Consider the following 22,850-nt stretch of genomic DNA (forward strand, 5'->3'; position numbering starts at 1 on the left):
CTAGTACCCGGAATCAGAGTTGATTGATACGGCGGCCCTTGAAACGGCGTTGACGGATCTTTTTCTTGGTCCAGACGAAGGGCTCGGCTTTGTCGTTGTAGGCGTTGACGTAGGCATCGATGTGTTCCTGAAGCTGCTTGAGGCTTGTGAAGGAGGTGCCGCTGAGCGACTGCCCCTGCAGGATTGAGAACCATACCTCGATCTGGTTGAGCCAGGACGCACTCGTCGGTGTGAAATGGAATTGCACATTGGGATGGGCCTTGAGCCAGCTCTCATTCTTCTTGTGGGTGTTGAGGTTGTCGAGGATGACGTGAAGCTTTCGGCCCGGAAAGGCCGCGGTGAGGCTGTTCATGAAATCGAGAAACTCGACACGGCGACGGCGTTTTGAATGCGTAGCGATGATCTTTCCGGTGGCGACTTCGAGCGCTGCAAACAATGTCGTGGTGCCATGCCGCTTGTAATCGTGGCTCTGGCCGGTCAAGGCGCGGCCATTGGGCAACTTCAGATAGCCCTGCGCTCGCTCCAAAGCCTGGATCGAGGGCTTCTCGTCCACGCAGAGCACAATAGCCTTCGCCGGCGGGGCGACGTAAAGGCCAACGACATCGGCGGCTTTGGCCGTAAAGTTCGGGTCGTTGCTCTCACACCAGGACTTGCGAGCCGCGAGGTCAATCTTGTGGCTGCGCAGGAACCGCCAGACATATTGGACGTCAACATCGCCTAGCGCCTCGGCCAGCAGAGGGCCGGTCCAGCGCGCAAACCCTTGCGGGGGCGGCTTATCCAGCAGCTTCAGAATCCGCTTGTCGGTCGTCTTCGTATAGATCGGCTGCTTGCCGGGCCGCGGCTTGTCTTGCAGCCCTTCAAGGCCTTGGTCGGCATAGCGATGCCGCCAAACGCTGACAATCCGCGGCTGGACCCCAACTTCCTTGGCGATCGACCGGGTGCTGCGCCCGTCCGCCGCTAACAGGACTATCCGCGCCCGCTTCAAATCGCGCTGCAATGTCATCGGTGAGCGACAACACGCCTCAAGCACCTTGCGATCTTTCCTCGAAAGGCGGACTTCTCTTGCTTCGGGTATCATCCCGACCTTGAATCACGACTCACGTTCCAAGAAAAGCGGGTACTAGGTCAACAACGCCAAGCGCTCCCAGAGCTCTAATTCGCATAAGGTATATTATGGAATATTTATATCCACAATTAGATCAAACATTTAGTAGGAAATCTTCGCAGATTTGGTCTCCGCTGCTACAGTCCTATGGCCCACACCATGGCACGTGCTCGCGCGGATCGGCACGCGCAACCGTCCCGTCTAAAGCCGATATTGCCGCGGCGTACGGACGCTGCAATAAGCGCGACGTGAGCAGAGATCGCTGGTGACCCCGCGGCATCAGGTCCGTATAGGATGGCATCTCAGAACAACAACAAGCCTCTCCGAGGGAGAAACCAATGAGCTTTTCACGACGCACGCTGCTGAAGGTCTCCGCCGCTTCCGCCGTCATGGGCGGAATTGGCGCGCCCTATGTCGCGCGCGCCCAGTCGGCCGAGTTCAGCTACAAGTTCGCCAACAACCTGCCGGAGTCGCACCCGTTCGTGGCGCGCGCCCGGGAGATGGCCGCGGCGATCAAGACCGAGACCAACGGCCGGTTTGACCTGCAGGTGTTCCCGAACAGCCAGCTCGGCTCCGATACCGACATGCTGAGCCAGGTACGCTCCGGCGGCGTCGAGTTCTTCACGCTGTCCGGCCTGATCCTGGCGACCCTGGTACCGGCGGCCTCGATCAACGGCATCGGCTTCGCATTCCCTGATTATCCGACGGTCTGGAAGGCCATGGACGGCGATCTCGGCGCCTATGTGCGTGGCGAGATCAACAAGGCCGGCCTCGAGGTCATGGAGAAGATCTGGGACAACGGCTTCCGCCAGACCACGTCGTCGACCAAGCCGATCAACGGCCCTGATGACCTCAAGGGCTTCAAGATCCGCGTGCCGGTGTCGCCGCTGTGGACCTCGATGTTCAAGGCGTTCGACGCGTCTCCCGCCTCGATCAATTTCAGCGAAGTCTATTCGGCGCTGCAGACCAAGATCGTCGAAGGCCAGGAGAACCCGCTGGCGCTGATCTCGGCGGCGAAGCTGTACGAGGTGCAAAAGTACTGCTCGCTGACAAACCACATGTGGGACGGCTTCTGGTTCCTGATGAACCGCCGCGCCTGGCAGGCGCTGCCTGAGGATATCCGCACCATCGTCGCCAAGCATGTCAACGCCGCGGCGGTCAAGGAACGCGAAGACACCGAGAAGCTCAACGCGTCGGTCCAGCAGGAACTCGCGGGCAAGGGGCTCGTGTTCAACCAGCCTGCCGTCGCGCCGTTCCGCGACAAGCTCCGCACGGCGGGTTTCTACGCCGAGTGGAAGGGCAAATACGGCGAGAAGGCGTGGGAGCTGCTCGAGAAGTCGGTCGGCAAACTGTCCTGATCAATAAAGCAGGAGGCTTGCCATGGCTCATGTCGAGATGACGCCGGCCGTGGCCGGTGAGGCGGCGTCGCAGTCCCCTCGCCGCCGCTCCATCCTCGGTTCCATCGATGCGGCTCTCGGCCTTCTGGTGGAGATCCCGGCGGCGATCCTGGTCGTCGCCGAGGTCGTCATCCTGTTCGCGGGCGTAATCGCGCGCTACGTGCTCCACGCGCCGCTGATCTGGTCGGACGAACTGGCGTCGATCCTGTTCCTGTGGTTGGCCATGCTGGGCTCGGCGGTGGCGTTCCGCCGCGGCGAGCATATGCGCATGACCGTGATGGTCGCGAACGCCAAGCCGGCCATGCGGGCCTATCTCGACGTCGTGGCGACCTGCGCGGCGCTGGCGTTCCTGGTGCTGATTGTGCGGCCAGCCTACGAATATGCCTACGAGGAAAGCTTCATCACGACGCCGGCGCTGCAGATTTCCAATACCTGGCGTGCGGCGGCGCTGCCGATCGGCACCTGCCTGATGGCGCTGTTCGCGCTGCTGCGCCTGGCGCGGGTCGGAGACGTCAAGACGTTGCTGATGGCCGCGATCACGGTTGCGGTCCTGATCGGACTGTTTTGGCTCGCGCAGCCGTTGCTGCGGCCGCTCGGCAATCTCAACCTGGTCATCTTCTTCGTCGGCGTGGTCGGCGTCTGCGTCTTTGCCGGAGTCCCGATCGGCTTTGCCTTCGGCATGGCGATCTTCGGCTATCTCGCACTGACCACGCGGACGCCGCTGATGGTGCTGGTCGGCCGCATGGATGAGGGCATGAGCCACCTGATCTTGCTTGCGGTGCCGCTGTTCGTCTTCCTCGGCCTCCTGATCGAGATGACCGGCATGGCGCGAGCCATGGTCGCGTTTCTGGCGAGCCTGCTCGGGCATGTGCGGGGCGGCCTGCACTATGTGCTGGTCGGCGCGATGTACCTTGTCTCGGGCATCTCCGGATCGAAGGCCGCCGACATGGCGGCGGTGGCACCCGTACTGTTTCCGGAGATGAAGCAGCGCGGCGCGAAGCCGGGCGACCTCGTCGCACTGCTCGCCGCGACCGGCGCGCAGACCGAAACCATTCCGCCGAGCCTCGTCCTGATCACCATCGGCTCGGTGACCGGCGTCTCGATCTCGGCGCTGTTCACCGGCGGCCTGCTCCCGGGTGTCGTGCTCGCGATCACGCTGTCGGCGCTGGTGTGGTGGCGCTATCGCGGCGAGGATCTGAGCCACGTCCAGCGCGCCACCGGCCGCGAGATCGGGAAGGCGTTTGTGTTCGCCCTGCCCGCCTTGGCCCTGCCCTTCGTGATCCGTTATGCGGTGGTCGAAGGCATCGCGACCGCCACCGAGGTGTCGACGATCGGCATCGTCTATGCCTTCGTCATCGGCCTGCTGATCTACCGCCAGTTCAAATGGCGGCGGCTGCTGCCGATGCTGATCGAGACCGCGTGCCTCTCAGGGGCAATCCTGTTCATCATCGGCGCTGCAACCGGCATGGCCTGGGGCCTGACCCAGTCCGGCTTCTCGCGCGCGCTGGCGGCGTCCATGACGGGCCTGCCCGGCGGTTCAGCGAGCTTCATCGCCGTTTCGATCCTGGCCTTCGTGGTCCTCGGCAGCGTGCTCGAGGGTATTCCGGCGATCGTGCTGTTCGGGCCGTTGATGTTCCCGATCGCGCACGCCGTCGGCGTCCACGAGGTGCATTACGCCATGATCATCATCCTGGCGATGGGCATCGGATTGTTCGCACCGCCGTTCGGCGTCGGCTATTATGCCGCCTGCGTCATCGGGCGCGTCGATCCGGCCGAGGGCATCCGGCCGATCTGGGGTTACATGCTGGCGCTGTTGATCGGCTTGATCATCGTCGCCATCTTCCCATGGATTTCGATCGGCTTCCTGTAAGTATTTTGCGAATAGGATGGAGCCATGAGTGGAGCTCAAAACCAATATTCAATCGGATTGGACAAGACCCCGGCCAATTACGTGCCGTTGACACCGCTGAGCTTCCTGGCACGCTCGGCCGCGGTCTATCCCGACCATGTCAGCACGGTCTATGAGGGGCGCAGCTTCACCTGGAAGCAGACCTATGAGCGCTGCAAGCGCCTTGCGTCGCATCTAGCCGGGCACGGCATCGGCCATGGCGACACGATCGCCGCGATGCTGCCGAACATCCCGGCGATGAACGAGCTGCATTTCGCAGTCCCGATGGCCGGCGCGGTACTCAACGCGCTCAATATCCGCCTCGATGCGCCGTCGATCGCATTCCAGCTCGACCATGGCGGCGCCAGGATCATCCTGGTGGATCCCGAGTTTTCCGGCGTGATCGCGGAAGCCCTGACCTTGATGACCGGCCCCAAGCCGTTCGTGATCGACGTTGACGACGCGGCCTTTGCCGGCGGCACGCGGATCGGCGAAATCGAGTACGAAGCGGCGGTCGCGCAAGGCGATCCTGCCTTCGTCGAACGGCCGCCGGCCGATGAATGGGATGCGATCGCGCTGAGCTACACGTCGGGCACGACAGGCAACCCCAAGGGCGTGGTGACGCACCACCGCGGTGCCTATCTGAACGCCGTCAGCAATATCCTTGCAGGCAATCTGGGCCAGCATCCGGTGTATCTCTGGACGCTGCCGATGTTCCACTGCAACGGCTGGTGCTTCCCCTGGACCGTGGCGGCGACCGCCGGCGTCAATGTCTGCCTGCGCAAGGTCGATCCGGCGAAGATCTTCGAACTGATCCCGAAGCACGGCGTCACTCACATGTGCGGCGCGCCGATCGTCTACAACACGCTGATCAATGCGCCGGACGCGCCGACAGGCGGCAAGGCACGGCCGGTCGTCGGGCTGATCGCGGGCGCGGCGCCTCCGGTCGCGGTGCTCGAAGGCGCCGAGCGCATCGGCATCAGGCTGACCCACGTCTACGGCCTGACCGAGGTCTATGGTCCCGCTTCCGTTTGCGCCGAGCAGCCCGGTTGGGATGGACTGTCGGCCGACCAGCGGGCGCAGCTCAAGCGGCGTCAGGGCGTGTCCTACCCGCTGCAGGAAGGCGTCACGGTGCTTGACCCGAAGACGATGCAAGAGGTGCCGCGCGACGGCCAGACCGTCGGCGAGGTCATGTTCCGCGGCAACATCGTGATGAAGGGGTACCTGAAGAACGAGAAGGCGACGCAGGAAGCCTTTGCCGGCGGCTGGTTTCACACCGGCGACCTCGGCGTGCTCGACGAGCACGGCTACGTCATCATCAAGGATCGCTCCAAGGATATCATCATCTCCGGCGGCGAGAACGTCTCCTCTGTCGAGGTCGAGGACATCCTCTACAAGCATCCGGCCGTGCTGTTTGCGGCTGTCGTGGCGAAACCCGATGCGAAATGGGGCGAGGTGCCCTGCGCCTTTATTGAGCTGAAGGACGGCGCCAAGGCGACCGAGGCCGAGATCATCGCCTATTGCCGCGAGCACATGTCGGGATTCAAGACGCCCAAATCAGTGGTGTTCGGTGTGATCCCGAAGACCTCGACCGGCAAGATCCAGAAATTCCTGCTGCGCAACGAGGTCGGCTCCGCCAAGGCGATCTCGGCCTGAGCCTGTCGGTCATTCCGGGGCGATGCAATGCATCGAGCGATGGTGCGCTTGCGCACTTGAAAATCTCGAGACTGCCCGGTGCACGCAATCGCGCATCTGAGGTCTGGTCCTGCGGACCAGCCCGGAACGACGGAAGCGTTAGCTCTTCAGCTCCAGGCGCATGCCGTCATAGGCCGGGATCACATTGGCCGGCAGCGATTGCCGCAGCACCTCGTAGTCGAGGTCGGAATGCATGTTGGTGATGACCGCCCGCTTCGGCTTGAAGCGATCGATCCACGACAGTGCGTCGGCGACGCTGAAGTGGCTGGGATGCGGCGCATAGCGCAATCCATCGACGATCCAGAGATCGAGGTTTTGCAGCGCGGGCCAGCTCTGCTCCGGAATGTCGTGGAGGTCGGGTGTATAGGCGGCATTCGCGACCCGAAAGCCGAGCGCAGGAATCTTGCCATGGTGCACGAGGAAGGCCTCGAGCTTCACCGGACCGCCCTTCCCTTCAGTGGTGTGGCTTTCGCCGGCCTCGATCGAATGGCGCGTCAGGATCGGCGGATAGTCGCTGCCCTCCGGAGAGATGAAGCAGTACGAGAACCGCGCCATCATGTCCTTGGCGGTCGACTGGTTGAAATAGACCGGAATGCGCCGGCGCTGATGCAGCACGACGGATCGCAGATCGTCGATGCCGTGCGTCTGGTCGGCGTGCTCGTGCGTCAGGAACACCGAGTCGATATGGTCGACATCGGCGTCGATCAACTGCTCGCGCAGGTCGGGCGAGGTGTCAACCACGATCCGCGTGATCCCGTGCTCGCCCTTGCGTTCGACCATCATCGAACAGCGGCGCCGGCGATTCCTGGGATTGTTGGGATCGCAGGCGCCCCAACCGAGCGCCGGCCGCGGCACGCCGGCGGAAGAGCCGCAGCCGAGGATCGTCAACGTAACGGTCATGCGGCCTCCTTCGGCGCCGGCACCTTGGAAAACACACGGAAGAAGTTTTCGCTGGTTTGCCGCGAGATCTCTTCCAGCGACACGCCGCGGGTCTCCGCCAGCACCTTGGCGACTTCGACGACGTAGGACGGCTCGTTGCGCTTGCCGCGGAACTTGCCGGGCGCTAGATACGGCGAGTCGGTTTCGACCATGATGCGGTCGGCGGGCAGCTCGGCGGCCAGTGCGCGTAGCGCTTCCGACTTCTTGAAAGTCAGGATGCCCGTGAACGAAATCGACAGCCCGAGCGAGATCGCCTTCATCGCCAGCTCGCGTCCGCCGGTGTAGCAGTGCAGGACGGCCTTGAACGGCCCCTTCGCGACCTCGTCCTCGAGGATGCGGCCGCAATCATCGTCGGCCTCGCGGGTATGGATGACGAGCGGCAGGCCGGTTGCACGGGCGGCTGCAATATGGGCACGGAAGCCGCGCTCCTGCGCTTCGCGCGAGCCGTGCTCGTAGAAATAGTCGAGCCCGGCCTCGCCCAGCGCGACGACCTTCGGATGCTCGGTGAGCTTGATCAGCTCGCTTGCGGGAATGCCATCCTCTTCATCGGCATGATGCGGATGCGTGCCGACCGAGCAGTAGACGTCCGGAAAGCGCTCGGCGATCGCAAGCAATTCGCCGAGCCGCTTCACCCTGGTCGAGATCGTGACCATGCGGCCGATGCCGGCCGCCTCGGCGCGACCGACGATCCCATCGAGATCGTCGGCAAAGTCGGGAAAATCCAGATGGCAATGACTGTCGACCAGCATGACGTCCGAACCGTTCACTCTGTCTTCGGTTCCACGTAGCGCGGGAACACGCCGACGGGCGCCGGCAAGACTGTACCCGGCTTGATCCGCGCAGCGAGCGCCGCAAAGCTGCGGGCATCCGCGGGGACGCCAAGGCTGTCGAGCATCTTGGCGCAGGACGCAGGCATCACGGCCTGTGCCAGGATCGCGATGCGGCGCACGACCTCGGCCGTGACGTACAGCACCGTCTTTTGGCGCGCAGGATCGGTCTTCGCCAGCGTCCACGGTGCCTCGCCCGCGAAATAGCGATTGGCCTCGGCAACCACGGCCCAGACCGTGTTGAGCCACTGATGGATCTGCTGCTTCGCCATCGCGGTGCGCGACGCCTCAAGCATGGCGTCGGCCTGCGCCAGAATCGCCTTGTCGTTCTCGGAGAACTCGCCGGGCTCCGGCAGTACGCCGCCGAGCTGCTTGGCGATCATCGACAGCGAGCGCTGCGCCAGGTTGCCGAAATCGTTGGCGAGGTCTGCATTGATGCGCGCGACGATGGCCTCGTGGTTGTAGTTGCCGTCCTGGCCGAACGGCACCTCGCGCAGGAAGAAATAGCGCACCTGGTCGACGCCGTACTGCTCGGCGAGATTGAAGGGATCGACGACATTGCCGACCGACTTCGACATCTTCTCGCCCCTGTTGAACAGGAATCCGTGCGCATAGACGCGCTTTTGCACGGGAATACCGGCCGACATCAGGAAGGCCGGCCAGTACACGGCGTGGAAGCGGATGATGTCCTTGCCGATGACGTGCACGTCGGCCGGCCAATAGCGCCAGTTCGCATCGCTCTCGTCGGGGTAGCCGACGCCGGTGATGTAATTGGTCAGCGCGTCGACCCAGACATACATCACGTGTTCAGGGTCGTTGGGCACCTTGACGCCCCAGTCGAAAGTCGTGCGCGAGATCGAGAGATCCTTTAGTCCTCCCCGCACGAAGCTCATCACTTCATTGCGACGCGAGTCCGGACCGATGAAATCGGGCTGGCTCTCATAAAGATGCAGCAGCTTGTCCTGATAGGCGGACAGCTTGAAGAAGTAGCTCTTCTCCTCGACCCACTCGACCGGCGTCCCCTGCGGGCCGCGACGGACGTTGTCCTCGCCGACGGTGGTTTCGTCCTCGGCGTAATAGGCCTCGTCACGCACCGAGTACCAGCCGGCATAGGTATCGATGTAGATGTCGCCGTTCTCCTGCATGCGATTCCAGATCGCCTGCGACGAACGGTGATGGGCCGGTTCGGAGGTGCGGATGAAACGATCGAACGAGACGTTGAGCCGCTCGTCCATCTCCTTGAAGCGCGCAGCGTTGCGAGTTGCGAGCTCGACCGGCGTCAGTCCTTCGCCCTGCGCGGTCTGGATCATCTTCTGGCCGTGCTCGTCGGTCCCGGTGAGGAAGAACACGTCCTTGCCGTCGAGCCGCTGGAAGCGCGCCAGCGCATCGGTCGCGATCGCCTCATAGGCGTGCCCGATATGGGGCTGGCCGTTCGGATAGGCGATTGCCGTCGTGATGTAGTAGATGTTGCCGCGGTCGGTGGCCGGGGCCGATACGGAAGCGGACGCGCGCGCAACTGCCGCGGGTTTGGCTTGCTTCGGCGCCGGGGCGGTCTTCGGGGGCTTCCTGGCCGCCGGAGCCTTCGACGTGACAGGCTTTGCAGGCGCCGGCGCGGCGACCTTCACGGTTTCCTGCTTCGGCGCAGCCTTCGCGGTTTTCCTGACGGTTTGCTTGGCGTTCTTCTTGGCGCTCTTCTTGGCAACCTTTTTCGCAGTCTTCCCGGCCACCTTTTTGGCAACCTTCTTCGCGCCCGACTTCCGGACGGCTTTCTTGGTTGCCTTCTTCGCTTTTTTGGCGACGCGCCCGCTTGTCTTGGCAGCACGCGATTTCGCGGCGGCCTTCTTCCCGGTCGCGCGAGCAGGCGATGCCTTCTTGGCCTTCTTCGACGATTTTTTCTTTGCGGTCGCCACCACGGAATCCTTTGCAGATCGAAACGAGATTGTCGGGAGTGTTGTCAGACGAAGCGTCTATCGGGTTGCGTCCGCAAGCATCGAAAACACCGAGAAAACCAGCGGCTTGCGCTCCAGATTGTAGGCCTCGGTATCGCGCGCGGCGCGGACGATCTTTTCCCATACCTCCGCCAGCCGTGCAAGGCGCGGCAGATTGGCGTTGGCATCGCCGGTGCGCATGCGTTCGCTCATCCAGCGGTCGATGCCATCGATGAACGCGGCGAGCGCGACACGGTCGCTGGTACCGAGTGCATCGCCGAGCGCGTGCAGTTCGCGCGGATCGATATTGGGGAGCGTCGCGAGCAGCGCGGCAGTGCGCTGCTGCATCCTGAACGCGTCGCCGCCGAGCAATGAGAGCGCCCTGCCCACGCTGCCCTCGGAGGCTGCCGCCGCCTCGGCCAGCGCGGGATCATCAACCGCAAGATCGGTCGCTGCCGCGGCCGCGCGCACGACATCGCTCGTGTCCAAGGGACGCAGCAGCAATTTGCGGCAACGGGACAGGATGGTCGGCAGCACCCGCGACGGCGCGTGGCTGACCAGGAGGAACAGGGACTGCTGCGGCGGCTCCTCGAGGATCTTGAGCAGCGCATTGGCGGCGTTCGGATTGAGCTCATCGACGGTATCGACGATACAGACGCGCCAGCCGTCCACCGCGGCGGTCGAGCCGAAGAACGAGATCGTCTCCCGCGTTTCGTCGACCGTGATCACCGTCCGCATCACGCCGCGGTCGTTCAGCCCGCGCTCCAGCACCAGCAATCCGCCATGCGCGCCTGCGGTGACCTGACGCGCCACCGGATCGGCCGGATCGAGGCGCAGCGTCGGCGCCTGCTGCACCTGGGAGGCCATCGGATTGCGGAACGCCAGCACGAACCGCGCCATGCGATAGGCCAGCGTCGCCTTGCCTATGCCCTGCGCTCCGCCGATCAGCCAGGCGTGCGGAATCCGTCCGCTGCGATACGCCTCGAGCAATGCGGTCTCCGCCTCGCGATGCCCTGACAGCTCGGACGTTTCGCGTGGATGCCGGACCGCGATCTCCTGTTCGACCTTGCGCGCGCTCATGCGGAACTTGCAGTCGTCACCGTGCGCAAATGCTCGCGCAGCGCGGCCCATATCTTCGACGCGACCGTATCGGGATCGGCGGTCGCATCGATCAGGACGCAACGCTGCGGGTCCTCGGCCGCGATCTGTCGGTAGGCCTCGCGCAGGTTCTGGTGGAACTGAACGTCCTCAGCCTCGAAGCGATCGGCCACAGCGCTGCCGCGGCGCGCGGCGGCGCGCTCCAGGCCGATCTCGACCGGCACGTCGAGGATGATGGTCAGATCCGGCTTGAGATCACCGATGGTAACGCGCTGCATGGCGTTGACGAGGCCGGGCAGCACGTGCCCGAGCTGGCCCTGATAGACGCGCGTCGAATCGAAGAAGCGGTCGCACAGCACCCAGACGCCTTGGTTCAGTGCCGGCAGGATCACGGTGCGCACATGGTCGTCGCGGGCGGCGGCAAACAGCAAGGTTTCGGCATCCGGCCCGAGCAGCTTGCCCATCCCCGACAGCACGAGGTGGCGGATGATCTCCGCACCCGGCGAGCCGCCAGGCTCACGGGTCACGATGGCGCGTAGCTTGGCGGCATCGAGGCGTTCGGCGAGCTTGCGGATCTGGGTCGACTTTCCGGACCCTTCACCACCCTCAAAAGTGATGAAGCGACCACGCAGGCTGGGCCGTTTGACCGCTACTTCAGCCATGTCAGAGCTTCTCGATACCTGCGCGGAACATGCCGATGACGAGCTCCTGGGCGCCGTCGAGCGCGCGGCGCATGGTCGATCCCGTGCCGACGGTGTTGGCGGCGAAGACCGGCGATTCCACCGCGACATCGGCGCCACGCCAGACCCTGACCACGCCGATCTGCTGGCCGGCCGCGATCGGAGCCTTGACCGGGCCGCTATAGATGATGCGTGCGAGCAACTTGTCGTTGCCGTTCTTCGACACCATCACCTTGATCGGATCGGGGCTGGTGAGCTTGACCGAGCGGCTGTCGCCGCCGAACACCCGGGCGTATCCGATCGTCTGGTTGGCGGCCATCAAAGTGCGTGTCTCGAAGCTGCGGAATCCCCATTCCAGCATCTTTTTGGCTTCGGTTGCGCGGTCCTCGGAATCCTCCAGACCATTAATCACGACGATCAGCCGCGTGTCGTTCTGCACCGCCGAGCCGACCATGCCGTAGCCGCCCTCCTTGGTGTAACCCGTCTTCAGCCCGTCGGCACCGGGCATCGAGTTGAGCAGCGGGTTGCGGTTCTGCTGGCGGATCTTGTTCCAGGTGAATTCCTTCTGGCCGAACAGCTTGTACATGTCCGGATAGGTCAGGATGATATGGCGGGCCAGCATCGCAAGTTCCCGTACCGTCATCTTGTTGCCGGGGTCGGGCAGCCCGTTGGAATTGGCGAAGGTCGATTTCAGCAGGCCGAGCTCGCGGGCGCGCTTGGTCATGAAATCAGCGGCGAAGCTCTGCTCGTTGCCGGCGATCCCTTCGGCCAGCGCAATGCATGCGTCGTTGCCGCTCTGGATGATCGCGCCGTGCAGGAGATCGTCGACCGAGACCTTGCTGTGGATCGCCGCGAACATCGTGGAGGTTCCTGACGGCGCGCCTCCCCGCCGCCAGGCGTTTTCGCTGATCCGGTACTCATCCGACAGCTTGATGTCGCCCTTCTTGAGGGCGTTGAGCACCACCTCGGCGGTCATCAGCTTCATCATGCTCGAGGGGGCGCGCAATTCGTCGGCATTCTTCTCGAACAAGACGCTGCCGCTGGACGCCTCGATCAGGATCGCGGTCGGGGCATCGCCGTCGAAGCCCCCCTCTTCCTTCTTGGCGCCCTGGACGCTTTGGTTGGCGGCGTAGACGACCCCGCCGCAGCCGACGGCAAGCACGACGACGGCCGCGAGCAGGCTGCGCCAGCCACGCCCAGCGCGAGCGGCGAACGTGCTGGGAACTGCGGTCTGGGCTGCCATCGGCGATGTCCTGAAAGGCTGCGTTCTAACAGCTGGAAGTATCGCAAACAACTGAGGTATTCGCGCCTGTCCACGGCCGGCTGGATTGCCGCTCGCGGCAAACATCCCTATCCTTGGAACCGGCTCATAACAGAACCGGCAAACAAGGCGGAAACGCGATGTCCTCCTCCCGCACCATTTCCGCCAACGGTATCGACATGTTCGTGCGCGAGGCGGGGCAAGGCCCGCTGGTCGTGCTCTGCCATGGTTGGCCGGAACTGTCGTATTCCTGGCGACACCAGATCACAGCGCTCGCAGGCGCCGGCTTTCGTGTCGTCGCCCCCGACATGCGCGGCTTCGGTCGAACCAGCGCGCCGGCCGACATCAGCGCCTACACCATCTTCGATATCGTCGGTGACATGGTCGCGCTGGTTGCCGCACTCGGCGAGAAGCAGGCCATGATCGTCGGCCACGACTGGGGGGCGCCGATCGCCTGGCACGCAGCCCTGTTCCGGCCCGATATCTTCACCAAGGTTGCCGGCCTCAGCGTTCCGCCCTCATTCCGTGGACGCGGCCTGCCCCTCGAGACCCTGCGCCAGAGCGGCATCACCAATTTCTATTGGCAGTATTTCCAGCCGCCTGGCGTGGCCGAGGCGGAATTCGAGGCCGACATCGCCCGCACGATGCGCCTCGTGCTCGGGCGCGGCGTATCCGATCCGAGTGCGATGTTCGTCGACGAGACAAAAGGCTTCCTCGGCAATCTGCCGGCCGGGCGGTCGTTGCCGAACTGGCTGACCGACGCCGATATCGCGGAGTTCGCGGCGGGCTATGCGGTGTCCGGCTTCCGCGGTGGCCTCAACTGGTACCGCAACATCGACCGCAACTGGGAACTGACTGCGCCATGGCAGGACGCCCGGATCCACCAGCCCGCGTTGTTCATCGCGGGATCGGCGGATGCTGTGATCACGGGATTGATCGGCTCCAAACGGGTCGCCGACATGGAGCGCATCCTACCGAACCTGAAGCAGAAGTTGATCATCGAGGGCGCCGGCCATTGGATCCAGCAGGAGTGTCCCGGCGAGGTCAACGCCGCCTTGATCACGTTTCTCAAGTAATCTGGTGAAGTGCCTGATTCAGTAGAGGCCGCGCCCGCTCAGCACCTCGGCCGGGCCGCGCGCATCGATTGGCACATAGGCCGGCGCCGGGTTCGCCGCATAGCGGGCGTCGTTCTCGTATGAGACTTCCCGCGGGTTGTTCAGGGCCCGACCGTGCGAGCGGCTCGAGGCGGATATTTCGGAAGTGGCATTGGTCGAGGCGTAATCGGCCTGGGTATTGCCGAGACTGTAAGGCCGTCCCTCCGGCATCGGAACCTCGCCGCGAACCCGACCGGCGGAAGACGGCATCTCCGGTACGAACGACCGCGCCGAGGCGACCCGCACCATCGAGGGCGACGGTGCCGGCGTTCCGGTCCGCAAGGTCGCCATCAGCTGGCGGTCATCGGAACCTTCGAGCGGCGCCCGGCCGACATATTCGACGCGAACATGGGCCGTACCATTTCCTTTGAATTCAAGAAGTTCGGCGGCTTTGTTCGAGACGTCTATAAGGCGGTTCCCGTGATATGGGCCGCGGTCATTGACGCGGACTATCAGCGATTTGCCGTTGCTCAGATTGGTAACGCGCGCGTAGCACGGCATCGGCAGGGTCGGATGAGCGGCCGTCAGCGACCCCATGTCGAACACCTCGCCATTGGCGGTCAGGCGGCCGTGGAAATCATCGCCGTACCAGGAAGCAATGCCCTCGGCGCGGTAGTTCACGTTCTCTTCCGGGACGTAGGTTCGGCCGCCGACGACATAGGGTTTGCCGACGCGGTAGGTGCCGCCACCCTTCGGCACGGGGTCACCGAACGCCACGACACGCGGGCTCGACGAGACGCCGTATTTGGGATCGACGCGGCTTGCGAACTTGTTCGATGCGGCGCAGTTCACAAGGACGAGGCACGCGGCCACAGCAGCAGCGCCGCGCGCCGTCCGGATGATCGAATCTGGCCGTGTGATCCCCATCTGCCCCAAGTACCATTCTGCGGGACCCGCGCCCACTGCGAGGCGTCAGAATCCCTTTTGTCACGATGCGGCCCACCTCCGCACCGGATGGTGAAGATATCGCAACCGGAACAAGGCGGAAATGGGGTGAGCCGCCCCGTGGTGAATGATTGGTTGTGCGGCCCTCCGTTGATCTACTGAGCTTCATGGGCGGCGATCGTCCTCGCCTGTCCCGCCATCAGACACACTGTTGCAACAAATCATCAGTCCGGGTGGATCTTCGATTCCAACAATTGAATCTTTTTGACTGTGCAGGGTTGCAATCGTTCTCTCTCGTGCGTGGGGCGCAAAGGAACGTTTGCGATGATCGAGACGGTTACAGCGGTTATGGGCCTGGTGAGTGCAGCCATCTTCTTGGCTCATGCCGTGGAAGGCTATCGGTACCGGGCCTGATGGCCCATCGACGCGGAGAGAGCGCATCACCTCTTTCCAGGAGAGACTGTTCGGAAAGCTTTAATCAATTCGGATGAGCATCGGGTCCAAGGCAGGTGTATCATGCGTAGCCACGATTTAGTCTCCGACGGATTTCTGACCCTGACGGCAGCAAGCCTTGTGCTGCTGTGCTCGAGCTTGCTGGCTTTCGCGCTCAGCTGAGTTTGACGCTTTCAGTGCCCACGGGCGCCTATTCCGGGGCCGCCGTTGCCTCTTCCCCGATCTAACTCCCTTTGCTATGTCGCTTCCGCGAATGGAAGGGTGGCCGAGTGGTTTAAGGCACCGGTCTTGAAAGTGCGCCGCTGTGTCGGCGATTTGTGTGTGATTCGCGAGAATCACCGGAGTGATCTCATCTCCGTAACGCACCTCGGTTAGGTTAATCTGAAAGGAGAAACTGAACATAGCATCCGAGGAAAAGGTCCACGAGGGGCACGGGTAAGTCCCCGAGAGGGTGGATCAGCAATGATGCATATGGGTAGGCCCATACTGGTCGAACCTAAGTCGTCCGCGGTTATACGGGGCTGATAGAGGAAAACCCGTGCCTCTATCTCATCCTTCGGTCGGAAGGTTTTCGAGTCCGAACGAGAGATCAGGATGAGCGGAACTTCAAGAAGAAGTGGAACGACGGAATAGGACCCTAAGTGCATAGACACAGATCGTTCGGAACTGCGGGAAGACCTAAGGGGAGCAATCCCTACGGTCTCGGAGCCATCGTAGTATCCATCAGGTAACTGATACGTCCGGGGTAACGCCCGGAGAAGGAAAAGGATGGCAGGTGATCAAGCTGCAGAAGCGAGGGCTGTGCCGGATGGCACAAAAGGCCTGAACAGACTGCAGACGATTAGGAAGCTGAACGAGAACCCTGCTTGGGTAAACAGAGACCTCTACCGCCTAATGTATGAGCGTGACTTGTACATCTGGGCCTACGAGCGGATCAAAAGTAACCCAGGCAACATGACGGCAGAGGCAGACGACGAAACGATTGACGGCTTCTCTACGAAGTGGATCGACCGGATCGTCTCGGCCATGAAGGATCAATCCTTCACCTTCACCAGAGCCAGAAGGACGTACATCCCCAAGGCAAACGGTAAACTTCGTCCGCTGGGGATTCCGTCCCCGAAGGACAAGGTCGTCCAAGAGGTCATGAGAATCATCTTGTCGTCCATCTACGACAACGATGTGCCGACTTTCCTCGATTGTAGCCACGGCTTCAGGTCGCGGCGGGGAACTCACACGGCCCTGAAACAAGTGCGTTCATGGCATTCCGTGAACTGGTTTGTCGAAGGAGACATAAAAGGCTGCTTTGACAATATCGATCATGGGACCCTGATTCGAGTGCTCTCCAAGCGGATTGAGGACAAGCGTTTCCTCGATCTAATCTGGAAGGCACTTAAGGCTGGCTACCTTGAAGGTCCTACGCAAGTAAACTCACTTGCCGGGACTCCACAGGGAAGCATAGTCAGCCCGATACTGGCGAACATCTATCTCCACGAATTCGATTTGTGGGTGACGAAGTTTATTGCAGAGCACGAGGTTGGCAAGACGAAGCGGGTCAATCCCGCCTACACTTCCATCGTCAAGCGACGCAATCGTCTGTTGAAGAAGGGAACGCCGAAAGAGAGTGACGTGATAACCGACCTCGAAAAGAGGCTCCGGGAAACCTCGTCAATGATGCACGATGATCCGAACTACGCTCGCATAAAGTACGTCCGCTATGCGGACGACTGGTTGGTGGCTATCGACGGCCCTAAAAAGCTGGCGATGCTTCTCAAGGAAGAGGCAACAGCATTCTTCCGAGACGAACTGAGATTGGAATTGAGTGCTGAAAAAACTCACATAAGGCATGCTAGATCCGAGAGTGCAAAGTTCTTAGGGACCTACATCACAATCGGAAGGGGGGACGACTCCGGGGTTCACAGAAAGATCGTCACGAAGAACGGCCTCGTTTTCACTAGACGTGCGAACGTGGAACACCTGACTTACATGACGGCTCCGAAAGAGGACCTTGTGAAGCGTCTCTTTGAACGTGGCTTCTGTACTTCGGATGGAGTGCCGTTAGCGCGGCACGGTTGGATCGCACAAGATGATCATGTGATTGTCGAACGCTTCGGCCAGATACTTGCGGGAATACGAAACTACTACGCGTTCGTAGATAACCCAGAGGCACTGCGCCACATCCAATTGATACTCCATCTATCGTGCGCAAAGACACTGTGCAGGAAGCATCAATTCTCCCTGTCACAGTTATTCAGGCGGAGACGGTCTGAACTGATCACACCCAAGCGATGGGATGAGGACGGTAAGCCTACGGCATACACATCCCTTCCACTGCGAAGGAAGTGGCTCAAGAACAGACAAGCGTTTTTGATCAACGCCGAGATAGAAGATGTCATCTCGATGGGGATCAACAAACGCACCCGCAGCAAACTGGAGAAACCGTGCGCGATATGCGGATCGCCAGATGACGTGGAAATGCATCACGTCAGACACGTACGTAAGGGCAAGAATACAGGCTTTGCCGCCATCATGTCGGCACTGAACAGGAAACAAGTTCCGACCTGTCAGAGCTGTCATCAGAAAATCCACGCTGGCAAATACGATGGCATTGCGCTATCGGACTTTGCTCTGCCAAACTTGGCAAAGGCGTAGGAAAGGTGGCCGAGTGGTTTAAGGCAGAAGTCTTGAAAACTTCCGGGCGGGTAACCGTCCCGTGGGTTCGAATCCCACCCTTTCCGCCACTCGCTGAGATCACGAGAGAGCCGTGTGCTATGAAAGTTGCAAGCACGGTTCGGAGGAAGATACGTGGCGCCTCTCTGAGGTCTGCGTATCGATCCTACACCGGCGTGCCCGCAAGGGTACCGTGGGTTCGAATCCCACCCCTTCCGCCATTTCAGCTTTCCAGAACAATCCCAGCCAGCCCCAATCAGGCCCACAAGCCCTTGATAACCCACTTTACCGGGGAGCCAGTCATGGTCAGTATTCAGCCTGATATGGCTAAGGCGCTAGACGACTGGCGCCGGAAGCAAGACGACCTTCCCTGCCGGCCAGAGGCCATCCGCTGGCTTGTGGAAATTGGGCTGAAGGCCAAGAAATGACTGACGATCCGCGGCCCGATCCAAAGCAGTTCCCCTGCTTCGCGCCCGAGATGACAAAAGGCGGTCGTTGGTTTGTTGCGGTAAAGACCGGAAAGGGTCCGGACTCCCATATTGGAGACTTCGCAACAGAAGCCGAGGCCAAGGACTGGATTTCGACAAAATCGAAATACTGGCCAGGCAAACCAGATCAGCAGATGACAATCAGGGCGAAGGCGACGAAATAGGTGGATTTCACCAAGGCCGCGATTGAATCGTTACAACCCGCGCATTGGCTCATTGCGGTGGGCGTACTGCTGGTGATTGTCGGCCTCGTCGGGATTCTGATCGGTCGTGGGCAATCGACTAAGGATCACGACGATCCGTCCCGCGCGCTGAACCGTGACCCGCGTGCTCGGATGCCGCCGTTGCCAGATCTGCTCGACTCGCGACCACGGAACGATCGGCGCCCGAAGCCAGACTAACAAACGACCACCGCCGCCGGCCCGGGTGATCCTCTTTTCAGCTTGAAGGCAAACGAACCGCGAGATCATACTGTCCCTATTTCAGGGAGAGATTTATGAAGACATTTTTCGTATTGCTCGCGAGCATCGCGTTGATTGGTCAAACGCACGCCGAAGGGATCAAGAAAACCGAACTAAAGAAAGCCGACCTGACCGGCAAAAACATGGACATCATCGTGTCCGTACTCGAAGTACCGCCCGGAGAATCCTTGGCCAGGCACATCCATCCTGGTGAGGAGGTTGTTTACGTCTTAGAGGGGGCAACGCTGGAGCTTCCCGATGGAAAACAGATACCCTTCCCTACCGGAGCCGCAATAATCAACGCGCGGGATGTCCCGCATGCGGGCGTCAAGGTCGTTGGCGATAAAACGCTCAAGATGCTGAACGTTCACATTGTCGACAAAGGAAAGCCGATGACCGAGTTCGTAAAATAGTTGGCGAGATCATTTCGGGCTTGCCTGAGGACCTGATCGAAGCGCTCGACAAATGGACCGCCGCCAATGGCGTTGAGCGCTCCGAAGCTATTACAACGCTGCTGTGGCGGTCATTGAAGGACACAAAGGGATAGTTGAATTTCGAATTTTTGACTTTGGAGATGACGCATGTCGTTTGGGAAGTCGCTTGTCGTCGCTGCAATCTTAATCCCCGCAAAGGCAATAGCCGCTTCAGAAGAATATACCCGCGCAGCTGAGGCATTGTACGATAACGCCTGCGCCAACGCGGGTGCGGTATTCGTTAGCAACGCTGAAAAGCAGCATGCGGACGAGCTTCCGAACTGGATTAGGTTATGCAAGGCGCACCCCTACCGCTCGACTTGTCGCGATACCATCAGCATCATCGAGAGTGTGACAAAGACGAGGCCCTTCTCTTGCGATTGATGCGTGCGGAAGGCGATTGGTAGCCTCTTGGAGCGGGCTGCGGGACTCGAACCTGCCTCTCCAGCTTGGAGGGCTGGGCACAGCCCCTATACCAAACCCGCGTCGTAGTTAGTGTTGCCCCCTTAGAGCCCTCTAACATCGTGACCGCAGATGAGACCACGGAATTATCGGCGTTCGAAGCCCGGCTGAGGTAACGCGACTGCCGCGTCTCTTTCAGCCGGCCGTGCAGAACTCAGCTGTTGTCGCGCTGCCCCGCTGCTCGACAGGTTCTGACGGCCTATAGCGGTTCGCAAACAGGCATGCGGCGGAATATTGCCCCTGCCGATATCCCCTCTGGTGCCCCAATCGGAAGGCCAGCAAGGCGGTTACAACCAAAAGCAAAGAAAACTCGGCAAAATACATCCTTGGTCCCCCAATGAACCATTGCTCGTTATTGAGCGACTGTTACACCCCGCGGCCAACAGAAGCCACGGCCGGTCGGCGATGGTGCGTCGACGCACAACCCTTGTCGAGAATCGGCAAATGCCGCCCGGCGCCCGCGCGCCCTAGGTAAGCCGTGCCAAGGACCGAGCCGGTCGACGGCCCTCATGGGGCGTCTGTTACGCGTCCCAGTGAGACCGCCGCGCCTGATGACCAGGCCAAATAGTCTGCGTCCGTCCCGCGCAAATCCTGTTCCAACACTGAGATATCCCATGCCTGATCTCGATGTCCTGTTCAGACCTTACCGGCTGAACTCGCTCCACCTGCCGAACCGCATCGTGATGGCTCCGATGACCCGGTCCGTCTCTCCGGGCGGCGTGCCGACGTCGGAGGTCGCCGCCTACTATCGCCGCCGCGCGGAGAATGGTGTCGGCCTCATCATAACGGAGGCGGCCGGGATCGGTCGTCCGGCCGCGCTCAATGAGCCCGATATGCCTCGTTTCCATGGCAAGGCGGCGCTCGCCGGCTGGAAGAAGGTCGTGGATGAGGTTCACGCCGCAGGCGGGCGCATCGCGCCGCAGCTGGTTCATGTCGGACACAAGCTCTCGAAGGCGGCGCCGGGCTGGATTCCACCCTCGCCCTATGAAAGCCCCTCGGGCCTTTCCGTGACTGGCGAGCGCGTCAGTGAGCCGATGAGCGAAGCTGATGTCGCCGACATCATCGAGGCCTTCGCGCGCGCGGCGATGGATGCCGAGCGGCTCGGGTTCGACGGGATCGAGCTGATGGGCGCGCACGGCTACCTCATCAATCAGTTCTTCTACGACGATCTCAATTTGCGCAACGATGGATATGGTGGCTCGACGCTGGTCGAACGCTCCCGCTTCGTGGTCGAGATTCTGAAGGCGATCCGGTCCGTGGTGACGTCCGGCTTCCCGGTGATCCTTCGTCTTTCGCAGTGGAAGCCAAGCGACTTCAATGCACGGCTCGCCGAGACGCCGAAGGCGTTGGAGCGATGGCTCGGAGTGCTCGTCGACGCCGGTGCGGATGCTTTCCACCTCTCGCAGTCGAAATTCTGGCAACCGGCCTTCCCTGAAGTCGATGCGGAGCTGAACCTCGCCGGCTGGGCGAAGAAGCTCACGGGCGCCACGGCGATCACGGTCGGCGCCGTCGGTCTGTCCGGTGACGTCTATGAATCCTTTGCGGGTAAGAGCGCCCAATCCGCGCCACTGGATGGGTTGCTCGCGCGGCTGGCACGCGACGAGTTCGACCTGGTCGCAGTCGGACGCGCGTTGCTGCAGGATCCCGCCTGGCTTGAGAAAGTGCGGCACGGTCGCGTCGACCAAATGACCGACTTTACGCCGGCAGCGTTCGCCACCCTGAGTTAGCAGCAGGAGGTGCGGTCAGGCCGTGGATGATCGAGCGCAGCGCTTGATCGATGAGCACCAAACGTTAACCCGCGCTGCTGCAGCATTGGCCCAACGAGGGCTGGGCCAATGCAGACATTCCGGATTTTGCTGAGCGACGGGACGCGGAAATTCCACACGGTGATCCAGGCGCCCGATTCCGGCTCGGCCCACATCAAGGCCACCTACTTCTTCGATACATCGAAATGGCGGATTCTGAGCGTATCGCGCACCGACGCGGTCGCAGCCTGACGACGCGATGCGCCGTCCTTTCGGTTGAGCCGTCAGGTCTGCCGGATGAACTCGGCGATCAGGCCGGCGATAGTCTCCGGGGCATCTTCAAGGCAGTAATGGCCGACGCCGGCAAGGCGCTTGACGGGTGCCGCGGGGAAGATCGCCGAAAACAGCGGCAGGAAATGCTCGGCAAGCAGCGTGCGGTCGGCTTCACCCCAGATCGCGAGCGCGGGCTTGCCGCGGATCGCGCGGTCAGCCGTAGCATCCGGTGTCTCGAACCTGTGGGCACTAATAGCAAAGCCCCTCGCCCATCCGATCGCGCCCAGGCAATCGGCAGGACGCGCGAAAGGCGTGCCGTACGCTGAGAGCCAGGCATCGGTGATAACGGTATTGTCCTCGAAGCCGTTGAGCTTGAGCGTGCTCAGAATGTTGAAGCCGAGCTGGCCGAGCACGGGCTCGAGCTCGCCGCTTGCTTCGGCCCTTGCGATCCACTGAAACCACGGCGAGACCAGCGCATTGGCCGTCAGCCGGTCGAGCAAATCCTTCTGACCGAACGGCGTTGGACCATTCGCCGAGATGATGCGGCGGATGCGATCGGGATGCCGAGCGGCGAGCCCCATGCCGACCGGCCCGCCGAAATCATGCAGGACGAGACTGATATTCGTGAGGTCGAGTGCAACGACGAAGGCCTCGAGATTATCGAGGTGGTCCTGCAGCCAGTAACTCCGATCTGCGGGTGTCTGGCTCTTTCCGAAGCCCATGTGGTCAGGAACGACCACGCGATGCGTCTGGCTCAGCACTGGGATGAGATGGCGAAACAGGTAGCCCCAGGTCGGTTCACCGTGCAGGCAAAGCACGACCTCGCCGCCGCGCGGTCCCTCGTCGGCATAATGCATCTGAAAGCCTGGAGCGTGGGTGAAGCGGGGCGCGAAGGGAAAAGTACCGTCGAACGTGGCGTCGGATCGGATCATGGGGTTCTCGTTCGTCTTGGTTGCAACTTGAAACCACCG

The 22,850-nt window shown here is 61.7% G+C and carries 19 protein-coding genes and 2 tRNA genes; 11 read left to right on the forward strand and 10 right to left on the reverse strand.

Features of this window, described 5'->3' with window-relative positions:
- Nucleotides 1-13: 13 nt before the first annotated feature.
- Complete coding sequence (locus tag AS156_RS37885; protein WP_066503481.1) at nucleotides 14-1,078, reverse strand: IS630 family transposase; 1,065 nt, start codon at nucleotides 1,076-1,078, stop codon at nucleotides 14-16.
- Between the two features lie 365 nt (nucleotides 1,079-1,443).
- Here AS156_RS37885 and AS156_RS37890 point away from each other — a divergent pair, with 365 nt between their 5' ends.
- Genes AS156_RS37890 through AS156_RS37900 form a run of 3 tightly spaced genes read left to right on the forward strand, consistent with a single transcriptional unit; the run spans nucleotide 1,444 to nucleotide 6,046 of the window.
- Nucleotides 1,444-2,463, forward strand: coding sequence for a TRAP transporter substrate-binding protein (locus AS156_RS37890; RefSeq protein WP_066515258.1), 1,020 nt, complete (start codon nucleotides 1,444-1,446; stop codon nucleotides 2,461-2,463).
- Between the two features lie 22 nt (nucleotides 2,464-2,485).
- Nucleotides 2,486-4,372: a TRAP transporter large permease gene (locus AS156_RS37895; RefSeq protein ID WP_066515260.1), complete on the forward strand. Its 1,887-nt coding sequence runs from the start codon at nucleotides 2,486-2,488 to the stop codon at nucleotides 4,370-4,372.
- A gap of 24 nt (nucleotides 4,373-4,396) precedes the next feature.
- On the forward strand, nucleotides 4,397-6,046 hold the full coding sequence (locus AS156_RS37900) for an acyl-CoA synthetase (RefSeq protein ID WP_066515269.1): 1,650 nt from the start codon (nucleotides 4,397-4,399) through the stop codon (nucleotides 6,044-6,046).
- Between the two features lie 138 nt (nucleotides 6,047-6,184).
- Here AS156_RS37900 and AS156_RS37905 read toward each other — a convergent pair whose 3' ends face one another.
- From AS156_RS37905 to AS156_RS37930, 6 genes are read right to left on the reverse strand one after another with little or no spacing between them, the layout of a single operon-like run.
- Nucleotides 6,185-6,985, reverse strand: coding sequence for an MBL fold metallo-hydrolase (locus AS156_RS37905; protein WP_066515271.1), 801 nt, complete (start codon nucleotides 6,983-6,985; stop codon nucleotides 6,185-6,187).
- Nucleotides 6,982-7,773, reverse strand: coding sequence for a TatD family hydrolase (locus tag AS156_RS37910; protein WP_066515323.1), 792 nt, complete (start codon nucleotides 7,771-7,773; stop codon nucleotides 6,982-6,984). Before AS156_RS37910 ends, AS156_RS37905 begins: the two co-directional genes overlap by 4 nt.
- 14 nt (nucleotides 7,774-7,787) lie before the next feature.
- A complete protein-coding gene (gene metG, locus AS156_RS37915; RefSeq protein WP_082747958.1) occupies nucleotides 7,788-9,761 on the reverse strand; it encodes a methionine--tRNA ligase in 1,974 nt (657 codons plus the stop codon).
- A 57-nt stretch (nucleotides 9,762-9,818) separates the two neighbouring features.
- On the reverse strand, nucleotides 9,819-10,859 hold the full coding sequence (locus AS156_RS37920) for a DNA polymerase III subunit delta' (protein ID WP_066515273.1): 1,041 nt from the start codon (nucleotides 10,857-10,859) through the stop codon (nucleotides 9,819-9,821).
- A complete protein-coding gene (tmk, locus tag AS156_RS37925) occupies nucleotides 10,856-11,539 on the reverse strand; it encodes a dTMP kinase (protein ID WP_066515275.1) in 684 nt (227 codons plus the stop codon). Before tmk ends, AS156_RS37920 begins: the two co-directional genes overlap by 4 nt.
- 1 nt (nucleotide 11,540) lies before the next feature.
- Complete coding sequence (locus AS156_RS37930) at nucleotides 11,541-12,800, reverse strand: D-alanyl-D-alanine carboxypeptidase family protein (protein WP_066515278.1); 1,260 nt, start codon at nucleotides 12,798-12,800, stop codon at nucleotides 11,541-11,543.
- Nucleotides 12,801-12,958: 158 nt separating this feature from the next.
- On the opposite strand from AS156_RS37930, the gene AS156_RS37935 reads away from it, so the two are divergent.
- A complete protein-coding gene (locus tag AS156_RS37935) occupies nucleotides 12,959-13,894 on the forward strand; it encodes an alpha/beta fold hydrolase (RefSeq protein ID WP_066515280.1) in 936 nt (311 codons plus the stop codon).
- Between the two features lie 18 nt (nucleotides 13,895-13,912).
- On the opposite strand, the gene AS156_RS37940 is transcribed toward AS156_RS37935, so the two are convergent.
- Nucleotides 13,913-14,839: a septal ring lytic transglycosylase RlpA family protein gene (locus AS156_RS37940; RefSeq protein WP_066515282.1), complete on the reverse strand. Its 927-nt coding sequence runs from the start codon at nucleotides 14,837-14,839 to the stop codon at nucleotides 13,913-13,915.
- Between the two features lie 1,239 nt (nucleotides 14,840-16,078).
- On the opposite strand from AS156_RS37940, the gene AS156_RS37945 reads away from it, so the two are divergent.
- From AS156_RS37945 to AS156_RS37965, 5 genes are all read left to right on the forward strand, one after another.
- Complete coding sequence (locus AS156_RS37945; protein ID WP_066515287.1) at nucleotides 16,079-17,959, forward strand: reverse transcriptase domain-containing protein; 1,881 nt, start codon at nucleotides 16,079-16,081, stop codon at nucleotides 17,957-17,959.
- Nucleotides 17,959-18,048, forward strand: a tRNA-Ser gene (locus AS156_RS37950). The genes AS156_RS37945 and AS156_RS37950 overlap by 1 nt, the downstream gene beginning before the upstream one ends.
- Nucleotides 18,049-18,401: 353 nt before the next feature.
- On the forward strand, nucleotides 18,402-18,629 hold the full coding sequence (locus AS156_RS37955) for a hypothetical protein (RefSeq protein WP_066515289.1): 228 nt from the start codon (nucleotides 18,402-18,404) through the stop codon (nucleotides 18,627-18,629).
- On the forward strand, nucleotides 18,630-18,866 hold the full coding sequence (locus AS156_RS37960) for a hypothetical protein (protein WP_066515291.1): 237 nt from the start codon (nucleotides 18,630-18,632) through the stop codon (nucleotides 18,864-18,866). It abuts the gene before it with no gap.
- A 95-nt stretch (nucleotides 18,867-18,961) separates the two neighbouring features.
- Complete coding sequence (locus tag AS156_RS37965) at nucleotides 18,962-19,339, forward strand: cupin domain-containing protein (RefSeq protein ID WP_066515292.1); 378 nt, start codon at nucleotides 18,962-18,964, stop codon at nucleotides 19,337-19,339.
- 472 nt (nucleotides 19,340-19,811) lie between these two features.
- On the opposite strand, the gene AS156_RS37975 is transcribed toward AS156_RS37965, so the two are convergent.
- A tRNA-Gly gene (locus tag AS156_RS37975) sits at nucleotides 19,812-19,884 on the reverse strand.
- Between the two features lie 591 nt (nucleotides 19,885-20,475).
- Here AS156_RS37975 and AS156_RS37980 point away from each other — a divergent pair.
- Entirely contained in the window at nucleotides 20,476-21,588 is a 1,113-nt protein-coding gene (locus tag AS156_RS37980; RefSeq protein WP_066515302.1) for an NADH:flavin oxidoreductase, read from the forward strand.
- A 108-nt stretch (nucleotides 21,589-21,696) separates the two neighbouring features.
- A complete protein-coding gene (locus tag AS156_RS43640) occupies nucleotides 21,697-21,858 on the forward strand; it encodes a hypothetical protein (RefSeq protein ID WP_201456180.1) in 162 nt (53 codons plus the stop codon).
- Between the two features lie 32 nt (nucleotides 21,859-21,890).
- Here AS156_RS43640 and AS156_RS37985 read toward each other — a convergent pair whose 3' ends face one another.
- Nucleotides 21,891-22,811, reverse strand: a complete 921-nt coding sequence (locus AS156_RS37985) for an alpha/beta fold hydrolase (RefSeq protein ID WP_066515303.1) — start codon at nucleotides 22,809-22,811, stop codon at nucleotides 21,891-21,893.
- Between the last annotated feature and the right edge of the window lie 39 nt (nucleotides 22,812-22,850).

The sequence above is a fragment of the Bradyrhizobium macuxiense genome (genome assembly GCF_001542415.1).
In the GTDB taxonomy this organism is placed as follows: Bacteria; Pseudomonadota; Alphaproteobacteria; order Rhizobiales; family Xanthobacteraceae; genus Bradyrhizobium; species Bradyrhizobium macuxiense.